The 17,540-nt window shown below is 62.3% G+C and carries 8 protein-coding genes, 1 rRNA gene and 1 pseudogene; 5 read left to right on the top strand and 5 right to left on the bottom strand.

All coding sequences use genetic code 11. The features are described from left to right. Nucleotides 1-220, bottom strand: a 16S ribosomal RNA gene (locus N826_RS31405); the annotation flags it as partial. Nucleotides 221-1,319: 1,099 nt separating this feature from the next. Between N826_RS31405 and N826_RS31410 the strand changes: the two genes are divergently transcribed. From N826_RS31410 to N826_RS31420, 3 genes are all read left to right on the top strand, one after another. Next, nucleotides 1,320-3,200: a peroxidase family protein gene (locus N826_RS31410; protein WP_044435563.1), complete on the top strand. Its 1,881-nt coding sequence runs from the start codon at nt 1,320-1,322 to the stop codon at nt 3,198-3,200. 223 nt (nt 3,201-3,423) lie between these two features. Next, nucleotides 3,424-4,908: a GAF domain-containing protein gene (locus N826_RS31415; RefSeq protein ID WP_044435565.1), complete on the top strand. Its 1,485-nt coding sequence runs from the start codon at nt 3,424-3,426 to the stop codon at nt 4,906-4,908. 197 nt (nt 4,909-5,105) lie between these two features. Beyond that, complete coding sequence (locus N826_RS31420) at nt 5,106-9,707, top strand: EAL domain-containing protein (RefSeq protein ID WP_244619731.1); 4,602 nt, start codon at nt 5,106-5,108, stop codon at nt 9,705-9,707. Between the two features lie 12 nt (nt 9,708-9,719). Here the strand turns inward: N826_RS31420 and N826_RS31425 are convergent, their stop codons facing one another. Further along, nucleotides 9,720-10,037, bottom strand: coding sequence for a hypothetical protein (locus tag N826_RS31425; RefSeq protein ID WP_044435568.1), 318 nt, complete (start codon nt 10,035-10,037; stop codon nt 9,720-9,722). A gap of 514 nt (nt 10,038-10,551) precedes the next feature. Between N826_RS31425 and N826_RS31430 the strand changes: the two genes are divergently transcribed. Then, entirely contained in the window at nt 10,552-11,970 is a 1,419-nt protein-coding gene (locus N826_RS31430) for an exopolysaccharide biosynthesis polyprenyl glycosylphosphotransferase (protein WP_169789442.1), read from the top strand. A gap of 85 nt (nt 11,971-12,055) precedes the next feature. Further along, complete coding sequence (locus N826_RS31435; protein WP_044435570.1) at nt 12,056-13,156, top strand: glycosyltransferase family 4 protein; 1,101 nt, start codon at nt 12,056-12,058, stop codon at nt 13,154-13,156. 47 nt (nt 13,157-13,203) lie between these two features. On the opposite strand, the gene N826_RS40735 is transcribed toward N826_RS31435, so the two are convergent. The 3 genes and pseudogenes from N826_RS40735 to N826_RS31445 form a co-directional block, all read right to left on the bottom strand. After that, nucleotides 13,204-15,390, bottom strand: a complete 2,187-nt coding sequence (locus N826_RS40735) for a PAS domain S-box protein (RefSeq protein WP_169789443.1) — start codon at nt 15,388-15,390, stop codon at nt 13,204-13,206. 111 nt (nt 15,391-15,501) lie between these two features. Beyond that, nucleotides 15,502-16,050: pseudogene (locus tag N826_RS46045) on the bottom strand (PDC sensor domain-containing protein); the annotation flags it as partial. A 330-nt stretch (nt 16,051-16,380) separates the two neighbouring features. Next, complete coding sequence (locus N826_RS31445; protein WP_044435572.1) at nt 16,381-17,517, bottom strand: glycosyltransferase; 1,137 nt, start codon at nt 17,515-17,517, stop codon at nt 16,381-16,383. Nucleotides 17,518-17,540 lie beyond the last annotated feature (23 nt).

The raw sequence follows: 17,540 nt of genomic DNA on the forward strand, positions 1-17,540 counted from the left end.
ACAAGCTAATCCTACGCGGGCCCATCCCATGGCGATAAATCTTTGTCCCTCAAGACACATACGGTATTAGCTCCAGTTTCCCGGAGTTATTCCGTACCACAGGGCAGGTTCCCACGCGTTACTCACCCGTGCGCCACTAGGGCCGAAGCCCTCGTTCGACTTGCATGTGTTAGGCATGCCGCCAGCGTTCGTTCTGAGCCAGGATCAAACTCTCAGGTTGAAGACGATCACAGCAGACCGGCAAAGCCGGCCCAAAGCAACCGCTCAACGGGACCCGTCATCCAAGACAGTCCCAAAACCCAAGCTTGAACCATGTGATTCTTGCGTAGTTTCCAGGATGTGCTGACTGACGGACCCAATTTTGTGACCCGAACCGGATCATCAAACGCCGCCGCCTGCGCATCCCTTCTCGAAACTCTTCAATTGTAAAAGATCCGCGCCGCAAGCCACCGCTTCCCTGGGGAGGCGGCCCGACTATCCGGCAAATTCGGTGTCGAAACCCGGAACAGCGCGCCGCCCTACCCTTGTCGGGTCGTGCGCCGCAGCTTCCGGGGGAGATATCCGTACGGACCGAAGCGGCCCGTTGTTGATGATCTCTATATAACCTGTCGTTTCCGATTTCGCAAGACCCCGTTGAACATTTTTTGTATTCGCTGGGGCCGTTTCATCTTTAACTCTGTCCTATATAGTTTAAGCTCAGGACATCGTCAAGAGATGATGTAATTTTTACTTGCGATTTCGTCGCGTTGCTTGGCGTCTCCGCCGAACGTGGCGGGTATATAGAGCCGGTCGCGAACGGTGTCAAGCGTCGATCGACAACGTTCTTCAGTTCCCCCTCGCCGCTTTCGTCCGGTACCCAGTGTGTCTCGTAGCGTGCCGCCGTCAAACATACGGTCAGGAAAACGTCGTGTCCTTCTCCATCGAGGATCAGCCATAGGAGAGAAGGAAAAAGAGAAAATCCCAATACCTCTAAGTAGATGGTTGCATTCGCACTCGTTATATATTGATGATTTACATCATGATTCTGAAAGAAAATCTACAAGGCGTTACCTATGGCGATTACGAATGCACTAATCTTATGAATTGTTTTGAGTTGCAAGGTTTGCCGATACCTTGACGGCGCTGGTATTGAAAGTGGTAGGCCGCCGATCGCGATATTCCTTTCCCAGGATGGCGCTGCGATATGTCCGCACCGGATTGCGCAGAATTCCGCATCGGGAACCCGGCTCGGCAAACCGTACAGCCTTGGATTCCATCGTCGTCACGTCCCCGAACCGGCCGGTCCGGAAACCGGCGGTCCACAGCAAGGAAGAACGAACATGCTGCTCGATTTCTCGCATGGCGGCCACGCGATTCCCGAGAAGGCCGCGCCCGCCGGGACCGATCCTGCCGGAAAAACTTTGCTCAAGACCGTGTCGCAGCCGGAGACGGGCGAGGATTTCGATACCGACGCCATGACCCGGTTCCGCTTCCTGTCCGAGGACGACCGCCCCGGCGACAAGCTGGTCCCCGGCACGAAGACGGTCCAGGCGCTCGACGCCCTGGGCGAGGCCATGGTCGATCAGGACGACAAGGGAAACCCGGACTCCACCATTCCACCGATCTACACGTATTGGAGTCAGTTCATCGATCATGAACTGACCGCGCGGACGGACCGGACGACCGAGGTAAGCGACATCACGCTCAACTCGGATAGCCTGAAGCCGGCTCCCCGCACTATGGTCGAGGACAGTCTCTTCAACCGGCGGACACCGGCGATCGAACTCGACTGCATCTATGGCGATCGCCCGCCGCGCAAGCTGACCGACCATAACCGCAAGCAGGTCGACACGAACCTGCGCCTTGCCTCCAAGCTGCGCGATGGCGCCAGGATGCGCATCGGTACCGCCGTGGTGGTATCGGGTCCCGACGGCTTGCCGGTCGGTGCCTTGCCGGGACGGGGAGACGACCTGCACCGGGATCTGCCCCGCATCGGCGCCATGCTCGATCTGGGCGTCGTTTCACCGGGGGATTTTCCGCCTGAGCTTGCCGCCAGCCCGACATTCCGCCACCGCGCCTTCATCGGCGATCCCAGGAACGACGAAAACCTCGCGGTGGCCCAGTTCCATACGGCGCTGCTCCGCTTCCACAATGCCGTCGTGGACTGGCTCATGTTCAAGGACCCGCGCCGGGAACGCCGGTCGACCGACGAGTTGTTCAGCGACGCCCGCAGGATCGTGACCTGGACCCACCAGTATCTTGTGGTCCACGATTTCCTGAAGCGGCTTGCCATGCCCGAGGTCGTGGACGACGTGCTTGGAAGCGGCGCCAAGCTGTACCGCCGCCGGCTGCGCAGCGCCGGAGCACCCTTCTTCGGGATGGCCGAGCCCTATATGCCGGTCGAGTTCTCGGTGGCGTGCTACCGCTTCGGCCATTCCATGATCCGGGACTCCTACGACTATAACCGCAACTTCGGACGCAAGCCGGACGATACCGCCGGCTTCCTGATTCCGAAGGCTTCTCTCAACCAGTTCTTCCAGTTCACCGGCAAGTCGGCGGCGCCGATGGACCCGGCCGGCAAGGTACCCGGACCCGAGCATCTGCCGCACAACTGGATCATCGAGTGGGACCATTTCGACGGTACCGCCTTCAAGCCGGAGACCGCGGACACGCCCGCCAGGGTGGCGCGCCGGATCGACACCCATATCGCCCCGAGTCTCGCGACGCTCGCCAACGAAGGTTCGCTCGGCACGAACTCCGCCCCGTCCGAGGACATGAAGCGGATCAGCGCGCTGCTCAAGCATCTGGCCCGCCGGAACCTTCGCCGGGGCTATCAGCTGTCGCTGCCCACCGGACAGGCACTGGCGCGGATTGCCGAAGTCCCTGCCCTGACGCGCGACGAACTGGCCAAGGGCAACACCAAGGCCATGAACGATGCGATGGACATGGGCGGCTTCTTCGACCGCACGCCGCTGTGGTTCTACATCCTCAAGGAGGCGGAGGTGAAGACCGGCGGGGAACGGCTTGGCGAACTCGGCAGCCGGATCGTCGCGAACACGATCATCGGCGTGCTGCTGACCGATCACACGTCGTATCTGACGCGCGATCCATCCTGGGACCCGTCGAAGATCGTCCCCGGTGCCGGCGGTCCGCTGACACTTCCCGGCGGCGGCACGATCGCGACGATCGGCGACCTCCTCCAGTTCGCCGGCGTCAAGTAGGGCGAAAGGCGTTCTGCCAGCGGCACGTCCGCGCAGTGCCCTGTTCAAGCGGAGGATGAAGAGCCATGATCAACCTGTCACCGGGGCCAAGCCGAAAGGCAGGGTGCGGCCTCGGCGACAGGCCTTCCCCGAAGGTCCGGACAGCGGCCCCTCCCAGGGCTTGTCGCTGTCGCACCACATGCATCGGGCGCTGATCGCCGGTGCTCAAAGGACTTGAACGAGCATGACGACTTCACTGGAAGCACTGGTGCAGCGCTGCGAGGCCGAGCAGCTTCACCTCTCCGGTGCCATCCAGTCATTCGGTGCCTTGATCCGGATCGGTACCGTGTCCGGAACTATCACCCATGTCTCCGCCAACCTTGCCGACATCGTCGGGGTGGAGGCGGACGCGGTACTGGGACGTTCGCGCGGCTGCCTTTCCTGGCTACAAGGGGATGCTTTTGGGACTTTGTCCGGTCAGCTGGGCAAAAGCGTCGTGATCCGCAACATCATCGATCGCGGCGGCATCAAGGTGGACGGACTGGCCATCCAAGGGACCGGCTGTATTCTCGTGGAACTGGAGAGAAGCAGCCGCGGCTTCGGAACCGTTTCGGCGCAGCGCCTTCAGACGCCCCTGCTGAGGGTCCCTTACGATGAAGACGAACTCGCCCGCCATCATGAGCTGCTGACCCAGGCGTTCCGCGAAGTGACCGGCTACGACCGGGTCATGATCTACCGTTTTCACGACGATTGGTCGGGCGAGGTGATCGCGGAGGCAACCACCGAGAAACTCGGCGGATATCTCGGACTGCGGTTTCCCGCCAGCGATATCCCGGCGATAGCGCGCGACCTTTATATGCTCAATCCGTCACGGATAATTCCGGACGCCGCGTCGAAGCCGGTTCCCGTACTGGGAGTGGACCCGGCACCACCCGATTTGACATGGTCCGGCCTGCGGAGCGTGTCGCCGGTCCATCTGGAATATCTCGGCCATATGGGCGCCGGAGCTTCGTTCTCGGTTGCGATCCGGGTAGCGGGCCGCCTGTGGGGGCTGGTCGCCTGTCACCATCTCACCGCCCGCATGCTGTCGCCGGAACACCGCGCGGCGTGCGTGTCCCTGGCCAATGCCTATAGCCTCGGGCTGACATCCCATCTTGCCAGCCGGCGCTTCCAATCGATGGACAGCCTGGGACGCCGGATCGCGAAGATCCTGGACGTCCTGGCGGAGCATGACGATCCCCTGGACGGCATCGCAAGCGTGGCGGAGCAACTGAGGAAGATAATGAGCGCCCAGGCCTTCGCGATGGCGGCGGGTGACGACGTGGTCATTGCCGGCGACGGCCCCGATCTGGACGGCATGGGGATCGTCGACGACTGGTTCCTGAACGAAAGCCGCGCTGCGGTGGTGATTACCGATCATCTCGGCGATATCTTCCATGACCAGCCGTTGCTTCTGGCCGTGATCAGCGGAATGGCCGCCGTCAAGGCCCGGTCGCCGCGTTCGGGCTGGGTTCGTTTCTACTGGTTCCGGCCGGCGCAGCCCCAGGAGGTCGTCTGGGCCGGCAATCCCAACAAGCACATAGTCGAGAAGGCCGGCGTCGCGATGCTATCGCCGCGCCGTTCCTTCGAGAAGTGGATCGAGGTCAAGGCGGGCTACAGCCGTCCATGGACCGTCGAGGAAAAGATCGCAGCCGGAAAATTCCGGACCATGCTGCTGGAGTGGCTGTGATATCGGGACGCGGGCATCCTGCGATCCTGAGTGCGGCAGCTCCCGCCGTATAAATCATAAGTTGTATAAATAGAACTTCTTTATCTGATCGGGGCCGATCCTGTCGGGACAGGATGCGTCAGGATGTCCATTCGGCCAAGTTAATTCGACTCTGCATGATTGGCTATGACATGATCCCGCTCAGACGGTAACGAGGATTGCGCGCCGATCAGATCGATCATGCCGCCGTGCCGCCGCCCGACAGGATCGACGTGGACAGCAAGTTCGACAATAAACCCCATGTGGTAGGCATCGGAGCTTCCGCGGGCGGATTGGAAGCGCTCAGTCAGCTCGTCGCCGGATTGCTCCCCGACCTTGGCTGCATCTATGTCGTCGCCCAGCACATGTCCCCGACGCATCGCAGCCTGATGGCCGAAATCCTGTCGCGGGAGACGCGTCTGCCGGTGCGCGAACTGACGGACGGGGAACTGCCCGACCTCGACGTCATCTATATAATCCCGCCCGGCAACAACCTCGTCTTCAAGGCGGGCCGCTTCGTTCTCAGCATCCCGTCGCCGGAAGTGGCGCCGAAGCCATCGGTCAACCTGCTGTTCCAATCGATCGCGGAAGAGTACGAGGAGCGGGCTATCGGGATCATCCTGTCCGGCACGGGAACGGACGGCACCCGCGGGCTGCGGGCAATCAAATCCTCGGGAGGCATCACCTTCGTCCAGGTGCCCGAAACCGCCAAGTACGACGGCATGCCGCGCTCGGCCATCGACGCTTGCGTGGCCGACCGAATCGTGACCCCGGACCAGATCGGCCGGGAACTCGAACGGCTGGTGCGCTTTCCCGGGACCTTGCCCGACCTGAACAGCGGCGAGCAAAGGTCGAGCGAACTTGCCGAGTTGTTCGAGCAGGTCCGGCAGCGCACCAAGATCGACTTTTCGAGCTATAAGATAGCCACCGTCCAACGCCGCCTGCAACGCCGGATGGTCGCTACCGAAACGGCGACGCTGGCTGAATATCTTGGCAGGACCCAGCGTTACCCAGAAGAACTCGACGCCTTGGCTAAGGAAACCCTGATCTCGGTCACCGAGTTCTTCCGTGACAAGGACGCTTTCCGGACACTGGAACGCTTCGCCCGCGAAATCGTCGCGCGAAAGCAGCCCGGCGAGGAGATCCGCGTCTGGGTAGTCGGCTGCGCCACCGGCGAGGAAGCCTATTCGCTGGCGATCGTCTTCTCGGAACTCATCGCCGAGAAAGGTGTCGCCTGCCGGCTCCAGGTCTTCGCCACCGACATCGACAACAACGCCCTCAGCGTCGCACGGCGCGGCATCTACAATCAGGCCGCCATGGCCGAGATGACGCCCGAATATGCCGCCGCATACTTCGTTCCCAGCGGCAACGGCTTCGAGCCGACCAAGGAACTGCGGGATTCCGTCACCTTCGCCCGCCAGGACATCACCGTCGATCCGCCTTTCCTGCGGCTCGACCTCGTGACGTGCCGCAACGTCATGATCTACTTCAACAACGATCTCCAGGCCAAGGTCCTGTCGATCCTGCGCTATTCGCTGCGCGACGACGGGCTGCTTTTCCTCGGCCGGTCGGAAACGGTCAGCCAGCAGGAGGCCCTGTTCGCTTCGGTCGACCGCCGCGCCCGCATTTTCCGCCCGCGCGGCCAGAGCCGTCCCATCAATATCGGCAGGCTGGTCCGGGGTCAGCTCAAGGTGCCGAAGACCGATTACAAAAGCTCGGAGAAGACCAGCGAGCGGATTTTCCTGCGCGCCCTCGCCGACCATTCCGAACCGGCGATGCTGATCGACGCCGGCTGCCGGATACTGCACAGCCACGGGGCCGTGTCGCGGTTCATCAGTTTTCCGTCCGGCGCGCCGGAAATGAACCTTGCCCAGCTGATCGTGCCGGAACTGTCCAACGAGATCCTGACCACCCTCAACCGCGCGCGGCGCAAGCAGTCCAGTGCCTATAGCCGCAACCGCAGGATCGCCTCCCTCGGCCGGGAGCTTTGGCGTCTGGCGATCCATCCCGTCGACGAGCAGCCGGAAAACAGCGCCTATCTGGTGGTGTTCGAACACCGGGACCGCAGCGGCCCGGCGCCCCTGTCCGGCGACGCCGGCGCACACGACCACGCGGACCCCTTCATCGAGGACGAACTCGCCTCGACGCGGGAACATCTCCAGACCCTGATGGAGGAGATGGCCGCGTCCAACGAAGAGATGCAGGCGCTGAACGAGGAGGTCCAGGCGTCCAACGAAGAGCTTCAGGCCACCAACGAGGAACTGGAGGCCTCCAACGAGGAGTTGCAGGCGACCAATGAGGAGCTGGTCAGCGTCAACGAGGAAAGCCTGATCAAGTCGGCGGAACTCTCGGCCATCAACAGCGACTTCGAAAGCGTCTACAACACCATCGATTTTCCGATCATGGTGTTCGATCCGGAGCTTTTCCTGAAACGGGCCAATGGCGCCGCCGTCCGCACCTACGATCTGCCGTCGGCCACGTCGGGGCTTCACATCGGCCGGCTGAAGCTGCCGGACTTCCTCGACACGATCGACCGGAATCTTTCCACCGCGCTGTCAACCCAGCGCAAGGACAGTTTTCAGATCCTGTCGGGAAAGCGGACCTACCAGATATTCGTCACGCCGGCGCTCAACCCGACCGGAAGCCCCAAGAGCGTCGTGCTGGTGGTGGTCGATCATACGGACATGGTCGAGGCCCAGGAGCGTATTCGGGAAAGCCAGGAGCGGCTGCTGTCGATTATGAACCACTCGACCTCGGCAGTCTCGCTCAAGGACGCCGCCGGATACTACGAGTTCGTCAATCTCAAGTTCGAGGAGGTCTTCGGCGTCAAGGGAGCCGATGTGATCGGCATGACGGATCAGCAACTGTTCAGCCGCGAAATCGCCAGCACCCTGCGAAGCCGCGAACTGGACGTGATGGGGAAGCTCTCCGCCATCGAGGTGGTGGACAAGCTCGAGCTGGGTTCCGCCACCATTTGGCTGGACTCGATCCGCTTTCCCATCTTCGACAGCGGCGGCGCCGTGCGGGCGATCTGCATCCAGTCGAACGACGTGACGCTGAAACGGCAGGCGGAGGAGCAGCTGAGGCTGGCCGCCAAGGTGTTCGACCGCGCGGGCGAGGCGATCTCGATCACCGACGCATCGGGCAAGATCGTCACCGTCAACGATGCCTTCTGCCGGATCACGGGCTATTCCCACAGCGAGGTGATCGGCCAGAACACCCGCATCCTGCAATCCGGCAAGCACGGCAAAGAGTTCTACGAGCTGATGTGGCGCAGCCTGTCGGAGCAGGGATGCTGGCAGGGCGAGATCTACAATCGCCGGAAGAACGGAGAGATCTATCCGGAATGGCTGACCGTCGATTCGGTCAGGGACGACAACAACGTGGTCGTCAACTACGTCGCCATCTTCAGCGACATCACGGCCATCAAGAGTTCCCAGCGGCGGATCGAGTTCCTTGCCACCCACGACGAACTGACCGGCATCCCGAACCGCAGCCTGCTGATGGACCGCCTGAAGCACGACGTCGCCCAGGCGAAGCGGCGGAATGCCAAGCTGGCCGTGCTGTTCATCGACCTGGACAACTTCAAGGTCATCAACGACAGCCTGGGCCACGACATCGGGGACCAGTTGCTGAAGCAGGCGACCGGGCGGCTCCGGAGCTGCGTGCGCGACTGCGACACCCTGGCGCGCTTGGGTGGCGACGAGTTCGTGCTCGTTTTGATGGATGTCGAGCTGAAGAAGATCAACTCGATAGCCGGCCGCATCGTCGACTTCATCGGCGGCTCGTTCGACATTGCGGGCAAAACCCTGTTCGTGTCCGCAAGCATCGGCATCAGCGTCTTCCCCGACGACGGCGAGGACAGCGTTTCACTGCTCAAGCATGCCGATACCGCGATGTACCGGGCCAAGGAACGAGGCCGCAATCAATACCAGTTCTTCGCCGAGGAAATGAAGGTCGTGGCGCTTCAGCGCCTGACCCTTGAAACCGGGTTGAGGCTGGCTATCGAGTCCAGGACCTTGCGCCTGTGCTATCAGCCTCAGATCGACATCCGGACCGGCGCCGTGGTCGGCGCCGAGGCGCTGTTGCGCTGGACCGATCCCAACCTGGGCGACGTGTCGCCCAACCAGTTCATTCCCATCGCGGAGAGCTGCGGGCTGATCGGACAGATCGGCGAGGTGGTCTTCCGGATGGCGCTGGGGCAGATCGCCGAGTGGCGCCGCAGCGGACTGAACGTGCCGCGCATCGCGATCAACGTTTCCGCCCATCAGCTGCGCGATGCCGGTTTCGTCGACAAGGTCGGGTCGTGGTTGAAGGAGAGCGGGCAGAGCGCCGACGCCATCGGTATCGAACTGACGGAAAGCGCCCTGATGGAGCGTATCGAGGTGGTCAAGGAGATGCTGGTCCGGTTTGACCATATGGGCGTGAAGATCAGCATCGACGATTTCGGCACGGGATACTCGTCGCTCAGCTACCTGAAGAAGCTGCCCATCCACGAGCTCAAGATCGACCGGAGCTTCGTCGATGGGATCGCCACCGATCGCGACGACCGTTCCATCGCGATCGCCATCATCGACATGTCACGCGCCCTGGGCATGCGTGTCGTGGCCGAAGGCGTCGAAACGGAAGACCAGCTCGGCGTCCTGACTGAGGAAGGCTGCGATATGATCCAGGGCTTCCTGTTCTATCGTCCGCTTCCGCCGGAAGCGTTCGCCGAAGTCCTGCGTTCCGGTGGGAAGAGGGGCGTGGTACAGGCGGCGGATCTGTCCTCCGCCCGATAGGCCGTCCGGCTTTCAGCCGGCGGCATCCTTGGAGGGGAGGATCCTCAGCAGGGCGTCGGAGCCGCTCTTGGTGACGGCGCCGCCGCGCTCCAGGGCCCCGCCTGCCGACATGGGCGTCCCTCCGGAGTGATGGTCCGCGATCTGCCGCGCCAGGACGGCGCAGGTCGCGACCAGGATCGTCAGCGGCCAGACTGCAGCCAGAACGATCCTGATGGAGACGCCGACGCGGCGTTCGCCATCCAGCTCGATCGCGATCCATTGGGCCAGCGAGAACCAGACGATGCCGGCTAGATAAGTCAGCGCAAGTGCAATGATCGCGGCGATTTCCATTCAATGCGTCCCGATGTCGTGGTCTCCGCCGGATACCAGGATACCATTTTCCGGCGCAACCAAATCACAAATTTCACACAAGCTTATGCTTCGCCGCGCCGGTGCGCCACGGCCCTTTTGTATAGAGATATGTCAAATTTTATCTTCTTTGGAGGGATGGCTCCCGGTGAGCCGGGAGAGGACGGGGTAAATCCTGCCCGGTGCCGATCGGACAGGTAATCGAAGGTCGTAGCCAAAATCATGATGGCGCCTGGAGGTTCCTGCTCTCTTCGGAATTTTTCGGTGTCAGTTCCCGTCCGGATAGATGTTTCTTCCGGCAAGTTTCGACGCGACAGGCTCTTCGGCGGTATTAATCCGGTGGCCCCTCGGGACTATTCACCGGCGCTCCATTCGCTCTCATTCTTTTCAGGAATTCTTAATGTAAATGTGACGTGAACCCGCCCCAAGCGATTGCGGAGCCCACATGTCACTCCAGTTTCCTCACGGCAACGTTGAACTAGACCAAATCAGCGTCGTGAACCGACCCTCCTTCCTGGTCGACCACAGGTCCTTCAGCACGGAAGTGGTTGCCGTCTGCGATTATCTGGCGCTCGCGATCGCCGGGTCCTTCGTATTGGCGGCACTGCATCCCGGCCAAGGCTCGCCCTGGACCGCCAACCTTTCCATGCTGGCGATCAGCATGCTCGTCTTCATGCTGTGCGCCCGGATGTTCCGCTCCCATGCCGAGAGTGCATTGAAGGCCCTGCCCGGCCATATCCTGCGGACCCTGGCGGCGCTTTGCGCCAGCTTGGTGGTCACATTCGGCCTGCTCAGCGCGCTCGCCGAACCCGGCCATGTCACGCTGCCGATGCTCGGCTGGTGGTTCCTTGCCGCCGCCTGGCTGATCGTGAGCTGGCGCTGCCTGGTCCTCTGGTTCGCCGGCAAGCGCAGCTTCCGCTCGCTGCTCGCCAAGCGGACGGTGGTGATCGGATCGGCGCCGTTCCTGCGGGAGATGTCGGCATATTTCGGCGGCCGGACCGATACCGGATACGACCTCGTCGGGACGTTCGACACCGCCAGCGAGGTCGATCGCGACAGTGCTACACCTTACATCGGCGGCATGGGCAACCTCCGCCATTGGTGCGTCCGCCATCGCATCAGGACCGTCCTGATCGAGAACGCGCCGGCCAACCCCGCGGCGTCCGAACGCATCCTGACCCTGATCGACGGGCTGGCGGCCGACGTCCGGCTGCTGGGCCGCGCCTCCATCCCGGAGAAGCCGGAACAGGCGCTGATCAGCCGGTTCGGCGGCTGGGTGGCGGTGCAGGTCCGGGACAAGCCGGTCCGGAACTGGGACGAACTGGCCAAGCGGACGCTGGACATCCTGGGATCTGGAGCCCTGATCCTGACGCTGCTGCCGCTGTTCGGCCTGATCGCCGCGGCGATATCCCTGGAAAGCCCCGGCGGCGTCCTGTTCCGCCAGCGCCGCTTCGGTTTCCAGAACGAGGAGATCAGCGTCCTGAAGTTCCGCTCGATGTATGTCCACAAGCAGGACGTCAGCGGGGCACAGCGGACGACGCGCGGCGATCCCCGCGTCACCAAGGTCGGCCGCATCCTGCGCCGCACCAGCCTGGACGAGATCCCGCAGCTCTTCAACGTCTTCATGGGGACGATGTCGCTGGTCGGCCCCCGGCCCCACGCCACGGCTATGAAGGTCGGCGACCAGCTCTACCATGAAGCGGTCGCCCACTACGCCCAGCGTCACCGCGTCAAGCCGGGGATCACGGGGCTTGCCCAGATCAACGGCTTCCGGGGTGAAGTCGACAGCATGGAGCATGCCCAGGGTCGGCTCGACAACGACCTGCGCTATCTCGGCAGCTGGTCGCTGGCCCTGGACATCAAGATCCTCCTGCGGACGGTCGGCTGCGTCTTCGGAGACCGCAACGCCTACTAGCCCGCGCTTCCAAGCCCTAACTTTCAAGCCCTCGTGGCACCCCCTTGGCAAAATCGTCGACGACCAACATACCGGGACACAATATATGTATCGCATAATTCACGTGCTGAACGACGTCCGCAATCTCGGCAACGGCATCATCAACGCGGCATTGGATATAGCATGCGGTCAGGCCATGGCGGGCCACGACGTGACCGTGGTGTCGGGCGGTGGAGAATATGAGGAACTGCTTCGCACGATGGGTATCCGCCATCTGTTCCTGGATCAGAAGCGGTCTCCCGGCACCGTGCTGAAGGCGCTTTACCGCTTCAACGAGATCGTGTCGGCCCAGAAGCCCGATATCGTCCATTGCCACAACATGACCGGCACCGTGCTGGCGACGATGCTGAAGCCGTTCCACTCCTATTCGGTGGTCGGCCATCTTCACAGCCTGCATCAGCGCAGTTCGAAGGTGATGCGGATAGCCGACCGGACCATCGCGGTCAGTCGCGAAGTCGGCAACGAGTTCATCAAGCTGGGCCTTCCGGCCCACAAGATGCGCTTCGTCGAGAACGCGGTGATCGGCAGCCCCCGCTACAAGGCCTATGGGACCGCCGTGCCGCCGCAACTGGACCAGCCGTCCATCGTCACCGTCGCCGGCATGTTCCAGCGCAAGGGCATCACCGAACTGTTGGGCGCTTTCGAAGCGGTGACGCGCACGGTTCCCAAGGCCAGCCTGTACCTGATCGGCGACGGGCCGGACATGGAGGAGTTCAAGCGGCAGGCGTCGGCTCTGAACAGCCGCGACCGCGTTCATTTCCTGGGCTTCCGCAGCGATTTCCAAGCCTATATGCGGCAAGGCAGCGTCTTCGTCCTGGCGTCGCGGCTGGACAGCTTTCCGCTGGTCCTGATCGAGGCGCGCGAGATGGGCTGCACGATCGTCGGCACCGAAGTCGGCGGCGTTCCGGAGCTGCTTAACTACGGCAAGGCCGGACTGCTGGTGCCGCCGATGGACGTGAATGCGTTGGGCGACGCCCTGGTCACCGCCTTGACCGACCGGGAAAAGGCGGCGGAACTGAGCCGGGGCGCCATGGAAGACCTGGACCGCTTCCGGCTGGAGCACATGATCCGGAACGTGGACATGGTCTACAGCGAACTGGTGGTTGCCCCGCGCGTCGTGACAGCGGGAGCGGCACCTACCAGTTGAAGACCCGAGGATCTTGACGGGCAGCCCCGCTCCCCGCCGGGGTCCCGTCAGCCGGCGGCCGGCTGCGCTATCAGTCCGCTCACGGCATTGAGCAGGTTGTTGGCGTTGACCGGCTTGCCCAGCACGGGCGCCTCCGGGTGGAGCGCTCCGGCGGTAGCGCCGCTGTGATAGCCGGTACAGAACAGGAAGGGCACGCCCATGCCCTTCAGCACCGCGGCCACCGGATCCACCGTGGCGCCGAACAGGTTGACGTCGAGGATGGCGGCATCGGGGGGACCGGACCTGAGAAGGTCGAGCGCATCTTCGACCCGGCCGACGGGACCGAGGACGATATATCCGGCGTCTTCCAGCAACTGCTGGAGCGCCATCGCGGTCAGCGCCTCGTCTTCCACCACGAGAACCCGGCGGCCGACATGCGCCGGCAACTGGACCGGGGGCTTGATGACGCTCATGGCCGGGATCTCCGTCACGCCGCTGGCCTGCCAGGTGTCGCCCGGAATGGACAGCTGGCAGAACAGCCCGTCCGGAGGCCAGAGCAGATCGAGCGTTCCGCCCAGCTGCGACTCCACGACCTGACGAAGCAGGACGGTGCCGAAACCATGGCGCTCCGGCTCTCCGGTGATCGGAGGACCGCCGTATTCCTGCCATTCCAGCGACAGCGACTCTCCAGGCGTCACATAGGACCAGGCGATGCTCAGCCTGCCCTCCTCCACCGACAGGGCACCATGCTTGAGTGCGTTTGTCGTCAGCTCGTGCAGCGCCAGCGAAACCGCCTGCGTCGCTTCGGGGCGCAACGAGATCGGCGGACCCGAAAGATCCACCCTTTCGTCGGCATAGGCCACAAGCTCGTCGGTCAGCAGGCGCTGGAGGTCCGCTCCGGACCATTTGGCGTCCGCCAGCAGGGAGTGGGCACGCGCCATCGCCTGGATGCGTCCATCGACCGCTTGTGAGAACTTGACCGGGTCATCGGAACGCGACAGGTGGACGATGGACTGGACGACCATGAGAGCGTTCTTGGCGCGGTGATCGACTTCCCGCATCAGCAGCTTGATGCGCTCCTCTCCGTCCCGCCGTTCGGTGATATCCGCAGCCATGCTCATCACCAGCCGGCGGCCGCTCCTGTCCTCGCCGACCGGAGCGGAGCGGAATGCCCAGGTGCGGGCCTTCCCTTCGGCTGTACGGATAAGGTACTCGCCCTCGTCGACCGGCTTGTCCAGCAGGAAGAGCCGGTCGACGTCCGACTTGACGCTTTTTCTCTGCTCGCTTTTTCCCGAGCCATAGGCGCGCTCGACCCAGTCATCCATGGTGGCGAGTTCTTCCCGGCTGTAGCCGGTGATGTCCAGCCATGTTCGGCTGATGTGCAGGACTTCCCCGTCCTCGGCATGCACGATCACGGGGAAGGGAGCTCCCTCCACGATCCGGCGCAGACGGTCGCGCTCCTCCTCGACTTCGTGCTCGGCGGCGCGACGCGCGGAGATATTGCGCATGATGCCCGTGAAGAACTTCTTCCCGTTTGGCCCACGCCATTCGGCGATCGACAGCTCCAGCGGAAACAGCGACCCGTCCTTGCGGCACCCCTGGACTTCGCGGCCGATGCCGATGATCCGCTTGGTTCCCGTCCGGAGGTAGTTTGCGATGTAGCCGTCATGAAGATCGCGATGTTCGTCGCCTGTCAGGAGAGAGACGTTGTCGCCGATCAGTTCGTCCATGGTATAGCCGAAGGTTTTGGCTGCGGCGGGATTGACGGCCTGAATGATGCCGGCAACGTCGATCACCACCATGGCGTCCACCGCCGTTTCGAAGATCGCCCGGTGCTGGCTTTCGCTGGCTTGCAGGGCTCGTTCACGCATATCCAGCGCCGAGGCCATGGCGTTGAAATCATCCGCCAAGGCCGCGAACTCGCCGGCGGAAGGGGCGATGTCCGCGCGGGCGGCAAGATCGCCGGCCCGCAGCCGGAGGGCCACGTCGGCAAGCCTCGCTGCCGGTTCTTTGACGTATCGTTCACCGACCCACATTATGGCGATCGCCGTTCCGGCCGTCAGGGTAAGCAGTATCAGCAACGCGATGTTGCGATCGTTCTTTATCTGATGCAGTGCGATGGAGTTGTCGACGGTCAGGGCGGTGAACAGGCCCTGCTGCCCGACGGAAGCGGGCGAATAGGCTACCAGCCGTTCCGTGCCGTCCGGATACATTATGTTGTCGATACCTTGGCTGTTCCGGCCCAGTAGAGACATGAACGAATCCGGAAGCTTGCTGCCCATCCCGTTGGATACGTGTGGGATCTGAGTGATTATCTGTCCATCCCGGTCAGCCACGGTCATCGTGAAAGATGGCGGCAACGGTTTGGCAGCCAGATAGTCGTCAAGCCATTCGAGATTGAGCAGGGCCGTCACGGCACCCGAAACGGCACCGCTTTCTGAATTCCAGTAGGGGATTGAAAATGGCAGCGCCAAATCTTGTTTGGTTCGAGGAAGTATTTGTCCGCCGATGAAGAACTCGGTTCCTGCCAAGGCGGCCTTGACATGCTCCCGCATGGATATGTCTATGCCGACTGCCGACGAGTTCGTCGAACACGTAATCGTGCCCGCTGCATCGGTGACATAGAGATCAAGGTTGGGCGGGTATTCTCTTTTCAGGCGGATCATCATCGCCTGGCACTGCGTCCAGTCCTGAGCGATGATCACTGGGGTCTGCCTTACCGTCACCATAAGGCGCCTGATCCCGGCAATGGTACTGGCTTGCTCGTCCTCGGTCAGTTGCAGCAGCCGCTGCGCTTCCGCAAACGTCGCAAGCATTTGCTGATTTTCGAGGCGAAAAGCTGAATAAATCTGCAATGCAGATATCGGGACAAGCGCCAGACTGACCACAATGAGAAGGCGATGCGGCAATTTCATGAATATGGCTGCCTTCCGGATTCATTCGGAAGATAACTATTTGTTCGATGGCGAACTATTTTCATCATGTGCCTGCGTACTGATCTAAGTCATACAATGTAACAAACAGAACAATCAGTATAGTCTTTGCTCTCGTTCAAATTGGATATCCATGTGAAAATGTTTCAACGATAGTGAGATTCCGTATAAGACGTAAGCGATAAAATCGCCCGATCGAACTATAACTAGGGTCCGTCAAGGTCAGCAGGCACTGGAAGGCAAAGCGCTGCAACCCCGCCGGCCTGATGGCCGGCGGGGTTGCAGCGCTGACTCCGACGCTGTGGGACGGGCTTACCCGGCCATCGCGCGGATGTTGTCGGCGCGCGGTACTTCGCGCCCGATCAGGCCGAGGAAGCGCTCGGCCACGGGAACCGGGCTATAGTGCTTGAGCGCGAAGGCGCGGCCCTGGGCCGAAATCCGCTCCAGCACCTCCGGTTCGGCGATGATCCGGTCCACCGCGTCCTGGGGACGGTCGAAGTCGATGCCGATATAGTGTTCCCAGTTGACCGGCTTGACCGGCAGCGCCATGCCGTACTTGTCGAAATCGGCATGGATGCTGACGCAGCCGGCCGCCATCGCTTCCCAGAAGCGCCAGCTGTCCCACATGGTGATGCGGGTGCTGCGGGTGTCGAACCGGCGCATCAGGCGCCACAGCAGGACGAACAGCGGGCTCGACTGATCGTGCGGCCAGGACGGGATGAACCAGCCGCAGAACGACGAGGTCGCCGTAACCGACATCAGCTCCTCGTAGAAGACCGGAGTGTGGCGCCGGCCGGTCTGCTTCCACATCATGTTGTGGTAGGCTTCTTCCGGAGTCCCCATCGCGGAGAACGTGGCGGGAAGTGCGGCGTCCGAGATCGGGTAGAAGACGTCCTGGGCGGCCTGCCGGACCGATTGCATCTTGCCGATGTGGCGGAAGTTGTAGCGCAGCGTCCGTTCACGGCTGGCGAATGGCGGCACGTTGGTCAGCTCGCGGATCTGGCGCTGCGCCAGCCCCAGCGCCCACGGCTTGACGTTGGACGGCAGCGCCTGGTCCACCGACCGGTGGGCGCTGAGGACCAGATCGAACTTTTCGGCGAAGAGCGTCGACAGCCGGCGCTGGTCGGCGCTGCTGTGATCGGTGTGATGCATGAAGATCCTGACCTGATTCGGATTGGGCTTCAGTTTCCGGATCAGCTCGAGGCCGTCGTAGTATTGAACCAGTCCCGACTCGACCAGCATGATGTCGCAATCGTCGGGCCCAACCCGCGGGTCGTATTTGAACAGGGTCTCGTTGGTCTGCGCCGAGGTCCTCCAATAGGGACGCGGGGCATAAAGGGAAAAGCCGAGCGCAGCCAAGCCCTCGCAGAGGGCTATGGCGACGTGCGGATATGTCGTTGCCTGAGGATCGGTCTCGATGGGCGGAGTGTGAAAATACACGCTCGGCATGGAATGCTCCAGTGGTTGAAATA

It is taken from the genome of Skermanella aerolata KACC 11604 (assembly GCF_000936425.1).
GTDB classification, from domain to species: domain Bacteria; phylum Pseudomonadota; class Alphaproteobacteria; order Azospirillales; family Azospirillaceae; genus Skermanella; species Skermanella aerolata.